This is a genomic window from Pseudomonas moraviensis, from assembly GCF_900105805.1.
GTDB lineage: Bacteria > Pseudomonadota > Gammaproteobacteria > Pseudomonadales > Pseudomonadaceae > Aquipseudomonas > Aquipseudomonas moraviensis_A.
The window spans coordinates 927,262-943,622 of sequence record NZ_LT629788.1 but is presented as its reverse complement, the minus strand read 5'-3'; the positions used below and the strand labels follow the sequence as shown (position 1 = coordinate 943,622).

General features: G+C 59.7%; 18 protein-coding genes and 1 pseudogene. 10 read left to right on the top strand and 9 right to left on the bottom strand.

Features of this window, described 5'->3' with window-relative positions:
- The first annotated feature begins 224 nt into the window (after window positions 1-224).
- Window positions 225-1,457 carry a serine/threonine transporter SstT gene (gene sstT, locus BLU71_RS04565; RefSeq protein ID WP_083352422.1) on the top strand — a complete coding sequence of 411 codons (1,233 nt, stop codon included), beginning with the start codon at window positions 225-227 and terminating at the stop codon, window positions 1,455-1,457.
- A 238-nt stretch (window positions 1,458-1,695) separates the two neighbouring features.
- Here sstT and BLU71_RS04560 read toward each other — a convergent pair whose 3' ends face one another.
- Window positions 1,696-2,205, bottom strand: a complete 510-nt coding sequence (locus BLU71_RS04560) for a DUF1993 domain-containing protein (RefSeq protein WP_016775348.1) — start codon at window positions 2,203-2,205, stop codon at window positions 1,696-1,698.
- A 125-nt stretch (window positions 2,206-2,330) separates the two neighbouring features.
- On the opposite strand from BLU71_RS04560, the gene BLU71_RS04555 reads away from it, so the two are divergent.
- Window positions 2,331-2,975, top strand: a complete 645-nt coding sequence (locus BLU71_RS04555) for a YceH family protein (RefSeq protein WP_042609156.1) — start codon at window positions 2,331-2,333, stop codon at window positions 2,973-2,975.
- 129 nt (window positions 2,976-3,104) lie between these two features.
- Here the strand turns inward: BLU71_RS04555 and BLU71_RS04550 are convergent, their stop codons facing one another.
- Entirely contained in the window at window positions 3,105-3,623 is a 519-nt protein-coding gene (locus BLU71_RS04550; RefSeq protein ID WP_083352421.1) for a cupin domain-containing protein, read from the bottom strand.
- 178 nt (window positions 3,624-3,801) lie between these two features.
- Window positions 3,802-4,620: a shikimate 5-dehydrogenase gene (locus tag BLU71_RS04545; protein ID WP_083352420.1), complete on the bottom strand. Its 819-nt coding sequence runs from the start codon at window positions 4,618-4,620 to the stop codon at window positions 3,802-3,804.
- A gap of 243 nt (window positions 4,621-4,863) precedes the next feature.
- On the opposite strand from BLU71_RS04545, the gene BLU71_RS04540 reads away from it, so the two are divergent.
- The 3 genes from BLU71_RS04540 (at window position 4,864) to BLU71_RS04530 (ending at window position 5,956) form a co-directional block, all read left to right on the top strand.
- Window positions 4,864-5,244: a hypothetical protein gene (locus BLU71_RS04540; protein WP_024013471.1), complete on the top strand. Its 381-nt coding sequence runs from the start codon at window positions 4,864-4,866 to the stop codon at window positions 5,242-5,244.
- Between the two features lie 231 nt (window positions 5,245-5,475).
- Window positions 5,476-5,670, top strand: a complete 195-nt coding sequence (locus BLU71_RS04535) for a hypothetical protein (protein ID WP_016770691.1) — start codon at window positions 5,476-5,478, stop codon at window positions 5,668-5,670.
- A 103-nt stretch (window positions 5,671-5,773) separates the two neighbouring features.
- Window positions 5,774-5,956 carry a hypothetical protein gene (locus tag BLU71_RS04530; RefSeq protein WP_042609153.1) on the top strand — a complete coding sequence of 61 codons (183 nt, stop codon included), beginning with the start codon at window positions 5,774-5,776 and terminating at the stop codon, window positions 5,954-5,956.
- Here the strand turns inward: BLU71_RS04530 and BLU71_RS04525 are convergent.
- Window positions 5,953-7,014, bottom strand: coding sequence for an AI-2E family transporter (locus BLU71_RS04525; protein ID WP_039763392.1), 1,062 nt, complete (start codon window positions 7,012-7,014; stop codon window positions 5,953-5,955). The genes BLU71_RS04530 and BLU71_RS04525 overlap by 4 nt on opposite strands.
- A 230-nt stretch (window positions 7,015-7,244) precedes the next feature.
- Between BLU71_RS04525 and BLU71_RS27675 the strand changes: the two are divergent.
- Window positions 7,245-7,475, top strand: a pseudogene (locus BLU71_RS27675) (U32 family peptidase C-terminal domain-containing protein); the annotation flags it as partial.
- A 116-nt stretch (window positions 7,476-7,591) separates the two neighbouring features.
- Here BLU71_RS27675 and BLU71_RS04515 read toward each other — a convergent pair.
- Both BLU71_RS04515 and BLU71_RS04510 read right to left on the bottom strand, forming a co-directional pair.
- On the bottom strand, window positions 7,592-7,822 hold the full coding sequence (locus tag BLU71_RS04515; protein WP_064363677.1) for a hypothetical protein: 231 nt from the start codon (window positions 7,820-7,822) through the stop codon (window positions 7,592-7,594).
- A 91-nt stretch (window positions 7,823-7,913) separates the two neighbouring features.
- On the bottom strand, window positions 7,914-8,627 hold the full coding sequence (locus tag BLU71_RS04510; protein WP_042609150.1) for a FadR/GntR family transcriptional regulator: 714 nt from the start codon (window positions 8,625-8,627) through the stop codon (window positions 7,914-7,916).
- Window positions 8,628-8,982: 355 nt separating this feature from the next.
- Between BLU71_RS04510 and BLU71_RS04505 the strand changes: the two genes are divergently transcribed.
- Both BLU71_RS04505 and gudD read left to right on the top strand, forming a co-directional pair.
- Window positions 8,983-10,329: an MFS transporter gene (locus BLU71_RS04505; protein ID WP_065615983.1), complete on the top strand. Its 1,347-nt coding sequence runs from the start codon at window positions 8,983-8,985 to the stop codon at window positions 10,327-10,329.
- A gap of 25 nt (window positions 10,330-10,354) precedes the next feature.
- Window positions 10,355-11,698 (top strand): glucarate dehydratase, encoded by a 1,344-nt coding sequence (gene gudD / locus BLU71_RS04500; RefSeq protein ID WP_083352418.1) that lies wholly within the window; start codon window positions 10,355-10,357, stop codon window positions 11,696-11,698.
- Between the two features lie 128 nt (window positions 11,699-11,826).
- Here gudD and BLU71_RS04495 read toward each other — a convergent pair whose 3' ends face one another.
- Window positions 11,827-12,699 carry a LysR family transcriptional regulator gene (locus BLU71_RS04495; protein ID WP_083352417.1) on the bottom strand — a complete coding sequence of 291 codons (873 nt, stop codon included), beginning with the start codon at window positions 12,697-12,699 and terminating at the stop codon, window positions 11,827-11,829.
- Between the two features lie 160 nt (window positions 12,700-12,859).
- On the opposite strand from BLU71_RS04495, the gene ampC reads away from it, so the two are divergent.
- Window positions 12,860-14,026, top strand: a complete 1,167-nt coding sequence (gene ampC / locus BLU71_RS04490) for a class C beta-lactamase (RefSeq protein ID WP_083352416.1) — start codon at window positions 12,860-12,862, stop codon at window positions 14,024-14,026.
- Window positions 14,027-14,121: 95 nt separating this feature from the next.
- Here ampC and BLU71_RS04485 read toward each other — a convergent pair whose 3' ends face one another.
- Both BLU71_RS04485 and BLU71_RS04480 read right to left on the bottom strand, forming a co-directional pair.
- Window positions 14,122-14,388: a hypothetical protein gene (locus BLU71_RS04485; protein WP_083352415.1), complete on the bottom strand. Its 267-nt coding sequence runs from the start codon at window positions 14,386-14,388 to the stop codon at window positions 14,122-14,124.
- Window positions 14,389-14,403: 15 nt separating this feature from the next.
- Complete coding sequence (locus BLU71_RS04480) at window positions 14,404-14,733, bottom strand: DUF6124 family protein (protein ID WP_065615978.1); 330 nt, start codon at window positions 14,731-14,733, stop codon at window positions 14,404-14,406.
- A gap of 454 nt (window positions 14,734-15,187) precedes the next feature.
- Between BLU71_RS04480 and BLU71_RS04475 the strand changes: the two genes are divergently transcribed.
- Window positions 15,188-16,309 (top strand): AAA family ATPase, encoded by a 1,122-nt coding sequence (locus BLU71_RS04475; protein WP_083352414.1) that lies wholly within the window; start codon window positions 15,188-15,190, stop codon window positions 16,307-16,309.
- Window positions 16,310-16,361: the final 52 nt, after the last annotated feature.

Below are 16,361 nucleotides of genomic sequence, written 5' to 3'. Positions count from 1 at the left end.
ACAGACTGTGTCTGCACTGAGTTGCCCAAAACTGCCGATCTGCCCGGTTGATGCGGTGGCAGATCGTCACAGGCTGAAGGTTGGCGCCTGCGCTGTGATAAAGTCCGCGCCCTGAAAATCGTACAGCTGATCAACGTGCCGTTTGGCGGCGTTGATGTCACTTCGACAGGCGTTTCGTGACTGCCCACGACGCTTCGCACCCTATAAAAAACAGAGATGCCGTCATGACCGCTTCATCCCCTTCTCTTTTGCAACGCCTGAAAAACCTCAGTCTGGTCAGCCAGATCGTCATCGGCCTGATCGCCGGCATCGCCCTGGCTCTGTTCGCCCCGGAAGCGGCGAAGTCCACCGTGTTCATTGGCAAAGTGTTTGTCTCGGCGTTGAAAGCCGTGGCGCCGATTCTGGTGTTCGTGCTGGTGATGGCTTCGATCGCCAACCACAAGCATGGCCAGGAAACACACATCCGGCCGATCCTGTTCCTCTACCTGCTGGGCACGTTCGCCGCGGCGGTGGTGGCCGTTGTTGTCAGCATGAGCTTCCCGTCGACCCTGGTACTGTCCACGGACAACGTTACGGTCACCGCGCCTGGCGGCATCACCGAGGTCCTGCAAAGCCTGTTGCTGAGTGTTGTCGACAACCCGGTCAGCGCGCTGATGAATGCCAACTTCATCGGCATTCTCGCCTGGGCGATCGGCATGGGCATCGCCATTCGCCACGCCGGCGATACCACCCGCGAAGTGCTCGATGATCTGTCCAACGGCGTGACCCTGATCGTGCGCGTAGTGATTCGCTTCGCGCCCCTGGGCATCTTTGGCCTGGTGGCGTCGACGCTGGCCACTTCCGGTTTCGGCGCGCTGCTCGGCTATGCGCATCTGCTGGCCGTGCTGCTGGGCTGCATGCTGTTCGTTGCGCTGGTGATGAACCCGCTGATCGTGTTCTGGAAGCTGCGCCGCAACCCGTACCCGTTGACCCTGATGTGCCTGCGCGAAAGCGGCATCACCGCATTTTTCACCCGCAGCTCGGCGGCGAACATTCCGGTCAATCTGGAGTTGAGCAAGCGCCTGGGCCTGCACGAAGACACCTACTCGGTATCGATCCCGCTTGGCGCCACCATCAACATGGCGGGCGCGGCAATCACCATCACCGTGCTGACCCTGGCGGCCGTGCACACCTTGGGCATCACCGTGGACATCCCGACCGCGATCCTGCTCAGCGTCGTCGCAGCGATCTGCGCCTGTGGCGCTTCGGGCGTGGCCGGTGGTTCGCTGCTGCTGATTCCGCTGGCGTGCAGCCTGTTCGGCATCCCGAGCGAGATCGCCATGCAGGTCGTGGCGGTAGGCTTCATTATTGGCGTGCTGCAGGATTCGGCGGAAACCGCGCTCAACTCGTCGACCGATGTGCTGTTTACCGCAGCGGCTTGCCTCGGTGAGGAAGAGAAGGCTCAGCGCACGGCGTAATTTCTCGCGCAACGAAAAGCCCGCCTTGGTGTGAACCTTGGCGGGCTTTTTTGTGGCTGGAATCTACCCCCTCACCCCAACCCTCTCCCCCAAGGGGGCGAGGGGGAAAGGGAGCCGATCTGTGTCGTTTTCATACCTGAGTTCGGCTTGATAGCTCACGTCAGCTTATCTCGGGCAAACACCACGGTCAGTCCCCTCTCCCTCCGGGAGAGGGTTAGGGTGAGGGGCTCTTGCAGGCTTAGAACGCGCCCATGTAGTCGCGCTTGCCCACTTCAACGCCGTTATGACGCAGCAGCGCATAAGTGGTGGTGACGTGGAAGAAGAACTGCGGCAAGCCGTAAGTCAGCAGATACGCCTGACCACTGAAGCGCTTCTCTTTCGGCGTGCCCGGACGGGTCACGATTTCGATGCCTTCCTTGCCGTCGATCTGCTCTGGCTTGATCTCGCCGATGAAGGCCAGAACCTTGGCAATCAGCGCTTGCAGCTCGGCGAAGGTGGTTTCGGTGTCGTCGTACTTCGGCAATTCGACCTCAGCCAGACGCGCCGACACGCCTTTGGCGAAATCCACAGCGATCTGCACCTGACGCACCAGCGGGAACATGTCCGGGTACAACCGCGCTTGCAGGAAGACGCTCTGGTCGATGTTTTTCGCGCTGGCGTGGGCTTCAGCCTTTTTCAGCACATCGCTCAGGGCGTTGAGCATTTGTTGAAAAACCGGGACGGATGCGGCGTACAGTGAAATGGTCATGGCAATCTCATGTGATGGCTGGGTAATACGTGGTGGCGATTATAGCCATGCTTGATGACCGCACGGCTTGCCTTTTGTTTGGCAAGGATTAGGCTAGGCGGCTTCGACTGCAGAGGGAACGCGCGATGAGCAACGAACAAGAATCCACCGCCGAACAGCCACGGCTCAATGCCACGGAAATCCGCATCCTCGGTGCGCTGATCGAAAAGCAGGCCACCAGCCCGGAAACCTATCCGCTGACCCTCAACGCGCTGGTGCTGGCCTGCAATCAGAAAACCAGCCGCGAACCGGTGATGAACCTCAATCAGGGTCAGGTTGGCCAGAGCCTGCGGGCGCTGGAAGGTCGCGGCTTCACCAGACTGGTCATGGGCAGCCGCGCCGACCGCTGGGAGCACAAGGTCGACAAGGCGCTGGAACTGGTGCCGGCACAGGTGATTCTGACGGGTTTGATGTTTCTGCGCGGCCCGCAGACCGTCAATGAATTGCTGACCCGCAGCGGGCGCATGCATGAGTTCGAAGATAGCGAACAGGTCGTGCATCAGCTTGAGCGATTGATCGCTCGTGGACTGGCGGTGTTGATTCCGCGTCAGTCCGGGCAGCGCGAGGATCGCTACACCCATGCGCTGGGCGATCCGGCGGATATCGAGGCGATATTGGCGGCGCGGCACAATCCCGGGGAGCGATCGAGCGGTGGCGTTTCGCTGGAGCGCATCGAAGAACTGGAAGCGCGGATTGCAGCGCTGGAAGAACGCCTGGCCCGTCTCGAATAACCCTGGGATCCCCGTGTAGGAGTGAGCCTGCTCGCGATAGCGGTGTGTCAGTCACAGCGGATTTGACCGACACACCGCTATCGCGAGCAGGCTCACTCCTACAAGGGACATCAGCGCATTTCAGATTTTTTATTCGCCATCCCAATAATCCACCCCATCCGCCTGCCGCGCGACAGCGACAAACCCCGAGGCATTGCCCTCGGCATCCACCGCGAAGTTATCCATCACCGCATACTTGTTCGAATCCGGATACTCGCAAATCTCAGGCTGCTGCTGAGTGCTCACCGCCAGATAACGCAGTTCGCCCGCGCCGGTATTGATGATCTGATGGGCGTTCTCCGGCCCGCCCGCTGGGCAGGCGATCACATCACCGGCGCGGATCGGAAAACGCTCGCCTCCCAACCGCACCTCGCCCTCCCCGGCCACCACGTAGAACATTTCCTCATTGACCCGATGGCTGTGGAACGGACTGCCGCGCATGCCCGGCGGCAGCGCATACAGGCGATAACCGAGTTTCTGCGCACCCAGTTGCTGACCGATGCGCGCGATGCGCTGCTGATAACGCCCGGCGGTTTCGCCTTCGGGGGCGAGGGCTTCGGGCAGGGGCTCGAGTTCGACCTCGTTGAGGTTGAGGATGGGCGGATGCATGGGTGGCCTCGGTTATGGTTTTTGTGGTGGGCGAGTGTTGTTTCTGAAGTGTAGGGGTCTCATGTGAATCCGTGGCGAGGCTATCGCGAGCAGGCTCACTCCTACAGATTGAACGCATTCCAATTGTAGGAGTGAGCCTGCTCGCGATGAGGCCAGACCAGCCCACTACAAAAATCACTCAGCTACGGGCAAATTCCACCGCCGCCGCAAACTGCGCCTCATTCGGCCGCACCCCGGTGTACAGCACGAACTGCTCCAGCGCCTGGATCGCAATCACTTCCAGCCCGGTGATCACCCGCTTGCCTTCGGCCCGCGCCCGCACGATCAGCGGCGTTTCCGAAGGGATCGCCACTACATCGAACACGGTCTCGGCCGCCTGGATCACCTCAGGCTCGAACGCCAGTTGCCCCGCCTCCGGTCCGCCATCCATGCCCACCGGCGTGACGTTGATCAGCATCTGCGGGCGCTCGTCGCCCAACTCGGCCTGCCAGCGATAACCCAGCGAATCTGCCAAGGCACGTCCGGCCCGCTCGTTGCGGGCGACGATCAAACCGTTCCTGTAGCCGCCATCGCGCAGGGCGCTGGCCACCGCTTTGGCCATACCGCCGCTGCCACGCAGGGCGAAGGTCGAATCTTTCGGCACCGCGTGGCTTTCCAGCAACTGCGCGACGGCGATGTAATCGGTGTTATAGGCCTTGAGGTGGCCGTTGGTGTTGACGATGGTATTGATCGACTGGATCGCCGCTGCCGAGGCATCCAGCTCATCGACCAGAGCAATGCAGGCTTCCTTGAACGGCATCGACACGCCGCAGCCACGAATGCCCAGAGCGCGGATGCCACCGACTGCGCCGGTCAGGTCCTGGCTGCTGAATGCCTTGTAGTAGAAATTCAGGCCCAACTGTTCATACAAATGGTTGTGAAAACGCAGACCGAAATTCCCCGGCCGCCCGGACAGGGACATGCACAATTGGGTGTCTTTGTTCGGGTTCATCTGCATGAAACTTCTCCTTCAAACGCACTTTCGGATGGACGGGATTAGCCAGCCCACCGGGTTCTGAATCATCATTGCGGCTTGTTCGAGGCGCCGCGCTGCCGAGTAAAAAAGCCGCTACAGACCTTACACAAAATTTACCCAGCGGCTGTGCTGAATTTCGCAAATTTGCTGTCTTAGCTGTATCCCCGCGACAACTGTGGGCCTGGTTCAGGCCCAGCCGCCGGGTCGAAGAACCGAGGACTTATCATGATTCGTAAACTTCCCATCATGGCTTTGTTGATTGGCGCACTCGCCGTCACCGGTCAGGCTGAAGCGGGTGGTGGCCATGGCTGGCAGGGCCCTGCAGTGTTTGGCGCGATCGTCGGCTCGGCCATCATCGGCTCGGCACTGATCAACCAGGATCGGCCGGTGTACGTGCAGCAACAGCCGGTTTATGTTCAGCCGCAACCGGTCTACGTGCAGCAACCGCCGCCACCGGTCTACTACCAACCGGCACCGGTGTATGTGCAGCAACCGGTTTACGTGCAGCCGGCCCCTGTTTACTACGGCCCGCCTCGCGGTTATTACGGTCGGCCCCATGGCTACTATGGCGGCCCGCATGGTTACTACGGCGGTCCACGCTGGTAAGCGCAACACAGAGCCCCGCTTTCGAGCGGGGCTGTTTCATGACCGCTGGTCGGCGAAGGTCCGAAAAAATCTCGCCGAGGTCGTTGTGAGGACAGTTCGAGCAGCTAAAGTCGGCATGATGGAGTCGACCGCTGGCTGTTTTTTTCATCAAACGGTCACCGTTTTGTCATGACGGAACCGCAATCTGAATCCGTCCGTAAACAACAGATCGATAACAACAAGGACGACTGTATGCCCACACAAAATCCGCACCGCATCGTCGGTTTGTGCACCTCGAGCAAGGTCTACAGCGCGCTCACCGAGCTCAAGCATCTGGAAGGCCATCGGTGCGCCAAGCTGCTGTCCCTGCTCGCCGAAAACCTTGTGCACAAGGGCCTGCTCAATGAACGCGAAGTCATGCACATGCTCGATCAGGTGGTCGAATGACGCCAGACCTCACTGGCATCAATGACCACTATCGAAAGCGTTGATTGTCCGCAGCGCCAACAAATCCCTAAGGTAGCCCCATCAGTTTGATGGAGGTTTTCCCATGGCTCAGGTTCAAATCATGTCGGTGATCGGCAGCGCAGTTCCCGCTTCGCTGCGCGCGTCGGGCTTGCTCGCCTGCTGGTATCTGGTGCGCGATGGCGAGCCAATCAGCGGCCCGCTCACCTCTTTGCCGGCGGCGCAGGCCTTGTCGCAACAGGTCACCAGCACCGCGTTGCATGCCTAAGGCAGTTGCACTTTGGGCTTGGTCTCGACGAACAGCGCCCAGCTCGACAGGAATAGCGCGGCGATCAGCGGGCCGATCACGAAGCCGTTGAGGCCGAACACCGCAAGCCCGCCAAGGGTGGAAACCAGAATCAGGTAGTCGGGCATTTTCGTGTCCTTGCCCACCAGAATCGGGCGCAGCACGTTGTCCACCAGGCCGATCACGAAGACGCCGAACAAGCCCAGCACCACGCCCTGCCAGATCATGCCGCTGAGCAGGAAGTACACCGCCACCGGCGCCCAGACAATCCCCGCGCCCACCGCAGGCAACAGCGAGAGAAACGCCATCAGCACCGCCCAGAGCAACGCGCTGGGAATGTCGAGAAACCAGAAAATCAGCCCGCCCAGCGCACCCTGGGTCACGGCCACGACCACGTTGCCCTTGACTGTCGCACGCACCACGCGGTTGAACTTCAGTTGCAGGCGGCGCTTGTGGTTTTCCTCCAGCGGCACCGCCGTGCGCATCTTGCGCGCCAGCTCGGGGCCGTCACGCAGAAAGAAAAACAGCAGATACAGCATGATGAAAAAGCTCACCACGAATTCAAAGGTGCCCTGGCCGAAACTGAACGCCTGGGTCGCCAGCACCTGACTGCCCTGCATGGCCGTCTTGACGATTTTCTCCCGCAGGCTGTCGAGTTCGCCCATGCCAAAGCGATCGAGCAAATGCTGAAAGTACGGCGGCAAGCTGTGCTTGAACTGCGCCAGATACGCGGCGATGTCCAGCTCACCGCTTTCGATGTTCTTGTAGACCGTCGCCCCTTCCTGCACCAGCAAGATGCTGACGATGATCACTGGCAGAATCGCGATCACCAGACACAGGCTCAACGTGCACAGCGAGGTCACGTTGCGTGGCCAGCCGAATTTCAGCTGCACCTTGCGCTGCACTGGCGCAAACAGAATGCCGAGGATGACAGCCCAGAACACCGCGCCGTAAAACGGCAGCAGAATCCAGATAAAAGCTACCGTGACCAGCACTAGCAGCACTGTCAGGGATTTGAATTGCAGACTCTTTTCGTTCATATCCGGTCCATGTCAGTCAGGCGTCACGCACGCCCGCCCCACTTAGTCAGCCGCCGCGCGCGCGAGTGCCATGTTTATTCATGGAGCATAGATCCAGATCAATAAACCCTCGCGACAGCTGCCCTACCCTGCGCGGCTTTTGCGACCGACACCCAAATGCCGACTCTCATCGCTCCCGAGCTGCTTGCCCCCGCTGGCACCCTGAAAAACATGCGCTACGCCTTCGCCTACGGCGCCGATGCTTGGCCGAGGTGAAGGTGGAGAATCGGTTTGTCATGGGCGATCATCTGGAACTGATGACGCCCAAGGGCAATTTTGATTTTGATCTGCATGATATGCGCAGCGTCAGCGGGGAAGCGATTGAGGTGGCGTCGGGGGATGGGCATGCGGTGTATGTGCCGGTACCGGATGGAGCGGATTTGCGCTTTGGGTTGTTGATGCGGGATTTGGTCCCGGTTTAATTCCGAGGCACGCCTGCCGAAGGCTGCGATCTTTTGATTGTGATCGCTCCCACCCTCCAGCGTGGGAGCGAGCCTGCTCGCGAAGCGGCCGACACATTCAACGAAAAATCCAGGCTTCAGCGCATATCATCCGACAACGGCGTCGGCTCATCCGCAGGCGGCACATCCTCGTCATCTGGCGGATCCTTCCAGTCATCCGGCCGGTCGCCATCGCTCAGTGGATCGCGCCCCGGATGCATGCCCGGCGGTGCGTCGTGATCGCTCAGGGTCGGCTCGTCGGTGCCGGATACGGGGCGGGTCTGGTCGGTGGGCGCCATGCCACCGGGAACAAGCGAGTCATCAGCCATGCTGCACCTCACAATACTGGCCCGGATTATCCGGGGCGTATAAGTTGGAAGCGCGGCCATCGACGGCGTGCGATAGATCAGACCAGCGGCATCAATCCTGGGCAATAAAGCGATCACGACTGTTGGTCAAGTGCAGCCACATGGCGGCACGGGCGGCATCGGCGTCCTGACGCTTGATCGCATTCAGAATCGCCTCGTGCTCCAGATTCGCCAAATGCCCGAGCTTGCTCAGATCCGCCGCGCCGCGTTCGGCGGCATTCAGACGATTGCGCGGGATCATCGCGCTGCCCAGGTGCTGCATGATCTCGCTGAAGCAGGCGTTGCCGGTGGCCTCGGCGATCAACAGATGAAAACGCCGATCGGCCTCCACGCAACTGTCGTTGTTGGCCAGCAGCCGCTGATAGTCATCCAGCGCCTGACGCATCTGCAGCAACTGCTGCTCACTGCGTCGCTGCGCCGCCAGCGCTGCGGCTTGCGTTTCAAGGCCCATGCGCAATTCGAGAATGCTGCGCACACCCAGCGCCGTGTCGACATTCAGGCGCAGGCCCTGCTCCGCCGCGCGCTCGATCACGAACGTGCCGATGCCGTGGCGCGTCTCGACCAGGCCGGAGGCCTGCAACTTGGAAATCGCCTCGCGCACCACCGTGCGGCTGACGCCGTGCTCCTGGACGATGGAATTCTCCGACGGCAGTTTGTCACCGGGCGACATCTGTCCGAGCAGGATGCTCTGGGTGAGTTTTTCCACCAGGTCATGAGCGAGGTTGTGCGTGCGTTTGCGCGCAGGCGCGTCGAGGTCTTCTTGCATGGTCGGTTCCGGTGATCGGGGCTTGCCGATCGTAGCACCGCGGGATGACGGTTGAGATGGATTCTAGCGCTGTATGCCACTACTACTTGTATGACAACATCAGAGACGTCGAAATTCGCTGTGTTGATCCTAAGGTGTTACCGATATGCCTGAAGCAAGCAAGCCACTACGCACATCTCGCTATAACCCCCGAAGATATTGGGCTTAACCCGATTTTTTCATAAGAAACTCTATGTTCAGACGAATTTAATCACCCCTCCCCACTTGTAGGACAAAAAAACACAGTTGTATGATGTCTATCAACAACGCAACACCAGTCCTACCCGCATAAAAATAATCAGTGGGAGAAAAACAAGTGAAAACCTCCGTCTCGGGGATGCAGGAAAGCGTTGATCCAACGCTCGCCTCGGCCATCTCGAAAGTCAAACGCCACGTCCTGCCGCTCTTCGTGATCATGTTCATCGTCAATTACATTGACCGGGTGAACATCGGTTTCGTCCGCACCCACATGGAAACCGATCTGGGCATTGGCGCTGCCGCCTACGGCTTCGGCGCCGGGCTGTTCTTCATCGGCTACGCTCTATTCGAAGTGCCGTCCAACATGCTCCTGCAAAAAGTCGGCGCGCGCATCTGGCTGACCCGCATCATGTTCACCTGGGGCATCGTCGCGGCCTGCATGGCCTTCATCCAGAACGAAACCCACTTCTATATCCTGCGTTTCCTGCTCGGTGTCGCCGAGGCCGGGTTCTTTCCCGGGGTGATTTATTACTTCACCCGTTGGCTGCCAGGCGTCGAGCGCGGCAAGGCGATCGCGATCTTCCTCAGCGGCTCGGCGGTGGCCTCGCTTATCTCCGGTCCGCTGTCCGGTCTGCTTCTGCAAATCAACGGGCTGGGCATGCACGGCTGGCAGTGGATGTACTTCATCGAGGGGATGTTCTCGGTGTGCCTGTGCGTTTTCGTCTGGTTCTGGCTGGATGCCAAACCCCACGATGCGAAATGGCTGAGCCGCGCCGAACAGGATGCGCTGGTCAGCGCCATCGACGACGAGCAAAAGGCCCGCGAAGCCGCGACGCCGATTCGGCCCTCGCTGGGCAAACTGCTCAAGGACCGGCAGATCATTCTGTTCTGCCTGATCTACTTCTTCATTCAGTTGACCATTTATGCGGCGACCTTCTGGCTGCCAAGCATCATCAAGAAGATGGGCGAACTCAGCGACGTGCAGGTCGGCCTGTTCAACTCGATTCCATGGTTGCTGTCGATCGTCGGCATGTACGCCTTTGCCTCGCTGTCGGCGAAGTGGAAACACCAGCAAGCGTGGGTGGCTACGGCGCTGCTGATCGCCGCAGCGGGGATGTTCATGTCCACCACTGGCGGGCCGATCTTTGCCTTCGTCGCGATCTGCTTTGCGGCGCTGGGCTTCAAATCCGCCTCGTCGCTGTTCTGGCCGATTCCCCAGGCCTACCTGGACGCACGCATCGCGGCGGCGGTGATCGCACTGATCAACTCGGTGGGCAACCTCGGCGGTTTCGTCGCGCCGACCACCTTCGGCCTGCTGGAACAACACACCGGCTCGATTCAGGGCGGCCTCTATGGTCTGGCCGCGACCTCGATTATCGCCGCAATCATCGTCTTCGCTGCGCGCACCACGCCCAAACCCGCTGCTGAAAAAGCCGTGGCCGACGCCGCGCCGAAACACGCCTGACTTCGTCTCGACAAGGAAAACAATAATGACTGTTCACGACACCGCCAAAGCTCCGATCATCACCGACATGCAAGTGATTCCGGTGGCCGGTCACGACGGCATGCTGCTCAATCTGAGCGGCGCCCACGGGCCGTTTTTCACCCGCAACATCGTCATCCTCAAGGATAACGCCGGCCACACTGGCGTCGGCGAAGTGCCCGGTGGCGAGCGCATTCGCCAGACCCTGGAAGACGCGCGCAATCTGGTGGTCGGCAGCCCGATCGGCACCTACCAGAAAATCCTCAACCAGGTGCGCAAGACTTTCGCCGACCGCGATGCCGGCGGCCGTGGCCTGCAGACGTTCGACCTGCGCATCACCATTCACGCGGTCACCGGCCTGGAAGCCGCCCTCCTCGACCTGCTCGGCCAACATCTGGATGTGCCGGTGGCGGCGCTGCTCGGCGAAGGTCAGCAACGCGATGAAGTGAAGATGCTCGGTTATCTGTTCTACGTCGGCGATCAGCACGAAACCGATCTGGCCTATCGCACCGAACCGGGCGCCGACAACGACTGGTTCCGTGTGCGTCACGAAAAAGCCATGAGCGCCGAAGCGGTGGTGCGTCTGGCCGAGGCGGCGCACGCCAGGTACGGTTTCAAGGATTTCAAACTCAAGGGCGGCGTGCTCAGTGGCGATGCCGAGATCGAAGCGGTGACGGCACTGGCCGAGCGCTTCCCCGATGCGCGGATTACCCTCGACCCGAACGGCGCCTGGTCGCTGAAAGAAGCGATTCGTCTGTGCCGCGATCAGCATCACGTACTCGCCTACGCCGAAGACCCGTGCGGTGCGGAAAACGGTTATTCCGGTCGCGAAGTCATGGCCGAATTCCGCCGCGCCACCGGGCTGAAAACCGCGACCAACATGATCGCCACCGACTGGCGCGAAATGGGTCATGCGATTCAGTTGCAGTCGGTGGACATTCCGCTGGCCGACCCACACTTCTGGACCATGCAGGGTTCGGTTCGTGTGGCGCAGATGTGCCACGAATGGGGCCTGACCTGGGGCTCGCATTCCAACAACCACTTCGATATTTCCCTGGCGATGTTCACTCACGTCGCCGCCGCTGCACCGGGCGACATCACCGCCATCGACACTCACTGGATCTGGCAGGACGGCCAGCGCCTGACCAAGGCACCGCTGCAGATTGTCGATGGTCTCGTGCAGGTGCCGCAGAAACCGGGACTGGGCGTGGAACTGGACATGGATCAAGTGGCCAAGGCTCACGAACTGTACAAAGGCATGGGCCTCGGCGCGCGGGATGACAGCGTCGCGATGCAGTTTCTGATTCCGGGGTGGAAGTTCGATAACAAGCGGCCGTGTCTGGTGCGGTAAACCTGATCTCCCATCCACCACAGTCCCTGTAGGAGTGAGCCTGCTCGCGATAGCGGCGTGTCAGTCAAAATTGATATCAACTGACACACCGCTATCGCGAGCAGGCTCACTCCTACAAGGGATTTGCATTAACCAGAGATTTGCAGCAACCACGCCTTGAACGCTTTCATCGCCGCTGTCTCGGGTCGCGACTGCAACCGCGTCAGCCAATAACTGCCGGTGGTGATCTCGATCGCAAACGGCTGGCAGATCGCATCCGCCGCCAGTTGCCGGGCGAACATCAGCGGAGGTGCCAACGCCACCCCGCCGCCCTGCAATGCCGCCTCCATCATGGCCAGCGACGAATCGAACACGATGCTTTGCGGTGGCGCTGCTTGCGTCGCCAGACCCGCCGCGTGAAACCACTCCGGCCATTCATCGGTGCGGTAGGAACGCAGCAGCGTCTGCTGCAACAGGTCAGCGGGCGCATGCAACTGCCGAGCGATTTCCGGCACGCACAACACCGATAACGCTGCATCGAGCAAACGTGTCGCCTCGATGCCATGCCACGCGCCGGCGCCGAAACGAATCGCGTAATCCAGCCCCTCCGCCGCCACATCGACCCGGTTGTTATTGGTCGACAAGCGTAAATCTATCAGCGGATATTTCGCCCGAAAGTCCGCCAGCCTCGGCAGCAGCCAGCCCACGGCAAAGGTGCCCACCGCACCGACCGTCAACATGTCGCGATACTGGCCACCGGCCAAACGCTCAAGCATCTGCGCAATATGATCGAATGAGGTAGTGAGCACCGGCAGCAAGGTCTCGCCTTCACTGGTCAGCATCAGCCCACGGGGCAGGCGTTTGAACAGGGTCAGATTGAGTTGCGATTCCAGGCTTTTGACTTGATGGCTTACGGCAGCTTGCGTCACGCAGAGTTCGACGGCGGCGCGGGTGAAGCTCAGATGCCGTGCCGAGACTTCAAACGCGCGTAGAGCGTTAAGTGGCAGTTGCGGTCGAATCATGCCCTATCCCGAATTTTTCTAATGGCTCGTGCGAGTTTTCATCGTTTGTCGAGGGTCGGCGAAGTGCCTAAATTAGCCGCGCTGATCAGCCACCCGATGAAAAAATCACCCGCAGTGTAGCGGGATACAACAAACGACACTCATGGAGAGTGATTCACTCATGTGTTCCTTCAAACCGAGCAAGGTCTTTTCCCACAGCGCTTTCGCATTGTTATTCGGCAGCGTTGCCTGCCATGCCGCGACGCCGACCGATGGGCAATTGCAGGCACTGGTCAGCCAAGCCGTCACCCCGGTGATGCAACAAAACAACATCCCCGGGCTGACCGTGGCGATCACCCTGAACGACCAGGTTCATTACTTTAATTACGGAGTCGCTGCCAAAGACACCGGGCAAAAAGTCAGTGAAAACACCCTGTTCGAAGTCGGCTCGGTGAGCAAAACCTTCACCGCCACCCTCGCCGGCTACGCCCAGGCCACAGGCAAACTCGACCTGTCGAGCAAGGCCAGCCAGCTCTGGCCTGAGCTCAAGGGCAGTGCCTTCGACAATGTCAGCGTGCTGCAACTGGGCACCTACAGTGCTGGCGGTCTGCCGTTGCAATTTCCTGCTGAGGCGGATTCTTCCGACAAGATGCTCGGCTATTACCAACAGTGGAAACCGCAATTTCCCGCCGGCAGCCATCGCCTGTATTCCAACCCGAGCCTGGGCCTGTTCGGCTACCTGACGGCGAAAAGCCTCGGCCAGCCGTTCGACCAGGCAATGACGCAAACCCTGCTGCCGAAACTCGGTTTGCAGCACACCTTCCTCAGCGTGCCGTCAGCGCAGTCAAAGCTTTACGCCCAAGGCTACGACAACGCCGACCAACCGGTGCGCGTCAGCCCCGGCGCACTCGACGCCGAAGCCTACGGCATCAAAACCAGCGCCGCCGACCTGCTGCGCTATGTCCAGGCACAGCTGAAACCGGCCAGCCTCGCGCCCGATCTGCACAAAGCCATCGCCAACACACACCTCGGTTATTACCGCGTCGGCGACATGACCCAAGGCCTCGGCTGGGAGCGCTACGCCTACCCGATCAGCCTGGAAAAACTGCAAAACGGCAACTCGACGCCCATGGCCATGGAGCCGCACACAGTCGAGTGGCTGAACCCCCCGCAAGCTGAACCGGCCAACGTGCTGTTCAACAAGACCGGTTCGACGCGGGGCTTTGGCGCGTACGTGGCGTTCGTGCCGTCGCGGGATATGGGTATCGTGATTCTGGCCAACAAGAATTACCCGAATGCCGAACGGGTGAAGATTGCGCATACGGTTTTCGCGGCGCTGGCGGATTAAGAGCAAAAGAACGCAGCCTGCGGCAGCTCCTACGGGATCGGGTTTTCACACGGTCGATGGAGCTGTCGCAGGCTGCGATCTTTTCGTTTCAGCGCTTAAAGCTGCGCCTGCAACTTCCAGCCGATGACATCCATCAGGTCGCAACTGTCACGCAGCACGGTCGCCGAGACCCGGGCCAGATCCTGCAGCAACAAGGCGTCGTGACCCTTGCCGTCACCCAACGCCAGGGTTTCCAGCAATTGCGTTACACAGCGCAAGCGATACGCGGCAGTGCCGTGCAGGACATCCAGTGGAGCTTCGCTGTCGATCAGCAGACAGGGGATTTTGCAGTCGATCCCGGTGATCGGTATGTAGCGCGCCATGTAGAACCTCCCTGTTCAATGTTGAGTCGCCGTTGCGGGTGAATCGAGATTGTCCAGCGCGCGGTTGACCAACAGTTCACCGAGCACGGCCAATTGCTGGATCGACAATGTCAGGCTGCGCTGCGCACCGCTCAATTCGCAGGCCAGATCAGTGGTCAACACGTTCAGTGAGGCCAGGGTTTCGCAGGCGTGACTCAAGAGTGTTGCTGTGTCGATGTCGGGGAGAATGGTGAAGACGTGGCTGATGGGATCGGGGTTGCCGGGATGGCGGAGACGCGGGTTATTGGAGTCGAAGGAGCTTGAATCGAGGAGCGGCTCGGGAGGGTTGGGACTGTGTTTTTTCATGTGTTTATTACCGTTGTGGATTGTAGGAAACACTACCTGTCTCACTTCCACATGAGGGTGGCAGCTGTACGCAGGTGTGGAAGACCAGGCCAATCCACCAATACCCGGCGCACTCGAAAGTGCTCCTGCGCACAGCCGCCAAAACGCGGCGATGTTGACATAAAACCCGTCGACATGCGCTTTTGAGACATTGATGGATGTAACCGAACAACCAGACTTCCACATCCGACCACTGTTTTTCTCAGCGGCCAAAAGAGGTTATCCCTCTGCGCCACAACGCACCAGTTCACCCCAGCCGCCGCGTCTTGCAGGAAAAATCCACCGGGTTTGAAGGGTGTTTGTGTCGGACATTTCGGCGGGCACATGCTGCAACGAGTTTTGATTAGCGGATGAATTCGTTGTATCTACACTCCACATTTTCCTGCAATCCGAGTACCGCTCAAAAGGCGCATCCATGGAAATCCAAAGCTTCAAACTCTCGAACGTCGGACATTTTGGCGATCTGGATATCGAGTTTGCACCGACCCGGACACATTCATCGAATATCACGGTACTGGTGGGCAACAACGGCACGGGCAAAACCACTGTGCTGAAATCCGTTAACACCTGCCTGACCTGGTTGATCGCGCGAATCTGTTCCGATAAAGGCAAGGGCAGACAGCTTGCCGACGAAGAAATCAGGAACGACGCCCCGGCAGCCGTCGTTTCGATTGGCCTCGCGGACCGTTCTCACCCACGGGCTGCTGTCTGCAATGCCGATGACGAAAACCATCTGTTCGTATGGGGCAGCGCTCGCACTCGAGGAGAACCTGCGGTCTCTGACCGTGGCTTTCTGAGAGACGTCAGAGAGCTTGCCGATCACTACCGTACGCGACTCACCGCCGATGCCAGCGCCTCACTCCCGCTGATCGCCTACTACCCAGCCGAACGGTGTGTGAACGATATCTCGCTGAAACCCAGCGGCAGACAGGCCTTCGATCAGCTCGATGCCTACGACAGCAGTTTTAGCGATGGCGCCGATTTTCGCGGCTTTTTCGCATGGTTTCGTGAGCGCGAGGACAGCGAAAACGAGGATGGGTTATCTGCGTCGGCACTGGCAGCAATCTCGGAAAGATTCGGTACCGACAGCGACGTCTGGAAAGAACTTGCCACAATAAAGGCCTCAGCGCGCGACAGCCAGTTGACTGCTGTTCGCTCGGCTATCGCGGCATTCATGCCGGAGTCTACGAATCTGCGCGTGCAGCGCCGACCGCGCCTGTTTATGACCATCGACCGGCAGGGCATATCGCTGGATGTGAGCCGACTCTCTCAAGGCGAAAAATCAATGATCGCGCTGGCTGGCGATATCGCCAGACGGCTGGCACTGCTTAATCCATCACTGGCTGATCCGTTGCAAGGCGACGGCATCGTGCTGATCGACGATGTCGACTTGCACCTCGATCAACGCAGGCAACTCGGTCTGATCGAGCAATTGAGCGCAACCTTTCCCAACTGCCAATTCGTATTGACCACCCGCTCGCCTATGATCATTGAGCGTGCACAAGGTGCATTGGTGTACATGCTTGATGACCAGTGATATGCCGACCTGCACATTTTTTTGCAGGCAGCGCCGGTCAAACTGTAGGAGT

Coding starts and splice junctions, on each gene's coding strand:
- sstT (WP_083352422.1), top strand. CDS start 225: ATGACCGCTTCATCCCCTTCTCTTTTGCAACGCCTGAAAAACCTCAGT.
- BLU71_RS04525 (WP_039763392.1), bottom strand. CDS start 7,014: ATGAACGAAAAGAGTCTGCAATTCAAATCCCTGACAGTGCTGCTAGTG.
- BLU71_RS04510 (WP_042609150.1), bottom strand. CDS start 8,627: ATGCAAGAAGACCTCGACGCGCCTGCGCGCAAACGCACGCACAACCTC.
- BLU71_RS04515 (WP_064363677.1), bottom strand. CDS start 7,822: ATGGCTGATGACTCGCTTGTTCCCGGTGGCATGGCGCCCACCGACCAG.
- BLU71_RS04485 (WP_083352415.1), bottom strand. CDS start 14,388: ATGGCGCGCTACATACCGATCACCGGGATCGACTGCAAAATCCCCTGT.
- BLU71_RS04480 (WP_065615978.1), bottom strand. CDS start 14,733: ATGAAAAAACACAGTCCCAACCCTCCCGAGCCGCTCCTCGATTCAAGC.
- BLU71_RS04545 (WP_083352420.1), bottom strand. CDS start 4,620: ATGCAGATGAACCCGAACAAAGACACCCAATTGTGCATGTCCCTGTCC.
- BLU71_RS04560 (WP_016775348.1), bottom strand. CDS start 2,205: ATGACCATTTCACTGTACGCCGCATCCGTCCCGGTTTTTCAACAAATG.
- BLU71_RS04530 (WP_042609153.1), top strand. CDS start 5,774: ATGGCTCAGGTTCAAATCATGTCGGTGATCGGCAGCGCAGTTCCCGCT.
- ampC (WP_083352416.1), top strand. CDS start 12,860: ATGTGTTCCTTCAAACCGAGCAAGGTCTTTTCCCACAGCGCTTTCGCA.
- gudD (WP_083352418.1), top strand. CDS start 10,355: ATGACTGTTCACGACACCGCCAAAGCTCCGATCATCACCGACATGCAA.
- BLU71_RS04475 (WP_083352414.1), top strand. CDS start 15,188: ATGGAAATCCAAAGCTTCAAACTCTCGAACGTCGGACATTTTGGCGAT.
- BLU71_RS04550 (WP_083352421.1), bottom strand. CDS start 3,623: ATGCATCCGCCCATCCTCAACCTCAACGAGGTCGAACTCGAGCCCCTG.
- BLU71_RS04555 (WP_042609156.1), top strand. CDS start 2,331: ATGAGCAACGAACAAGAATCCACCGCCGAACAGCCACGGCTCAATGCC.
- BLU71_RS04535 (WP_016770691.1), top strand. CDS start 5,476: ATGCCCACACAAAATCCGCACCGCATCGTCGGTTTGTGCACCTCGAGC.
- BLU71_RS04540 (WP_024013471.1), top strand. CDS start 4,864: ATGATTCGTAAACTTCCCATCATGGCTTTGTTGATTGGCGCACTCGCC.
- BLU71_RS04495 (WP_083352417.1), bottom strand. CDS start 12,699: ATGATTCGACCGCAACTGCCACTTAACGCTCTACGCGCGTTTGAAGTC.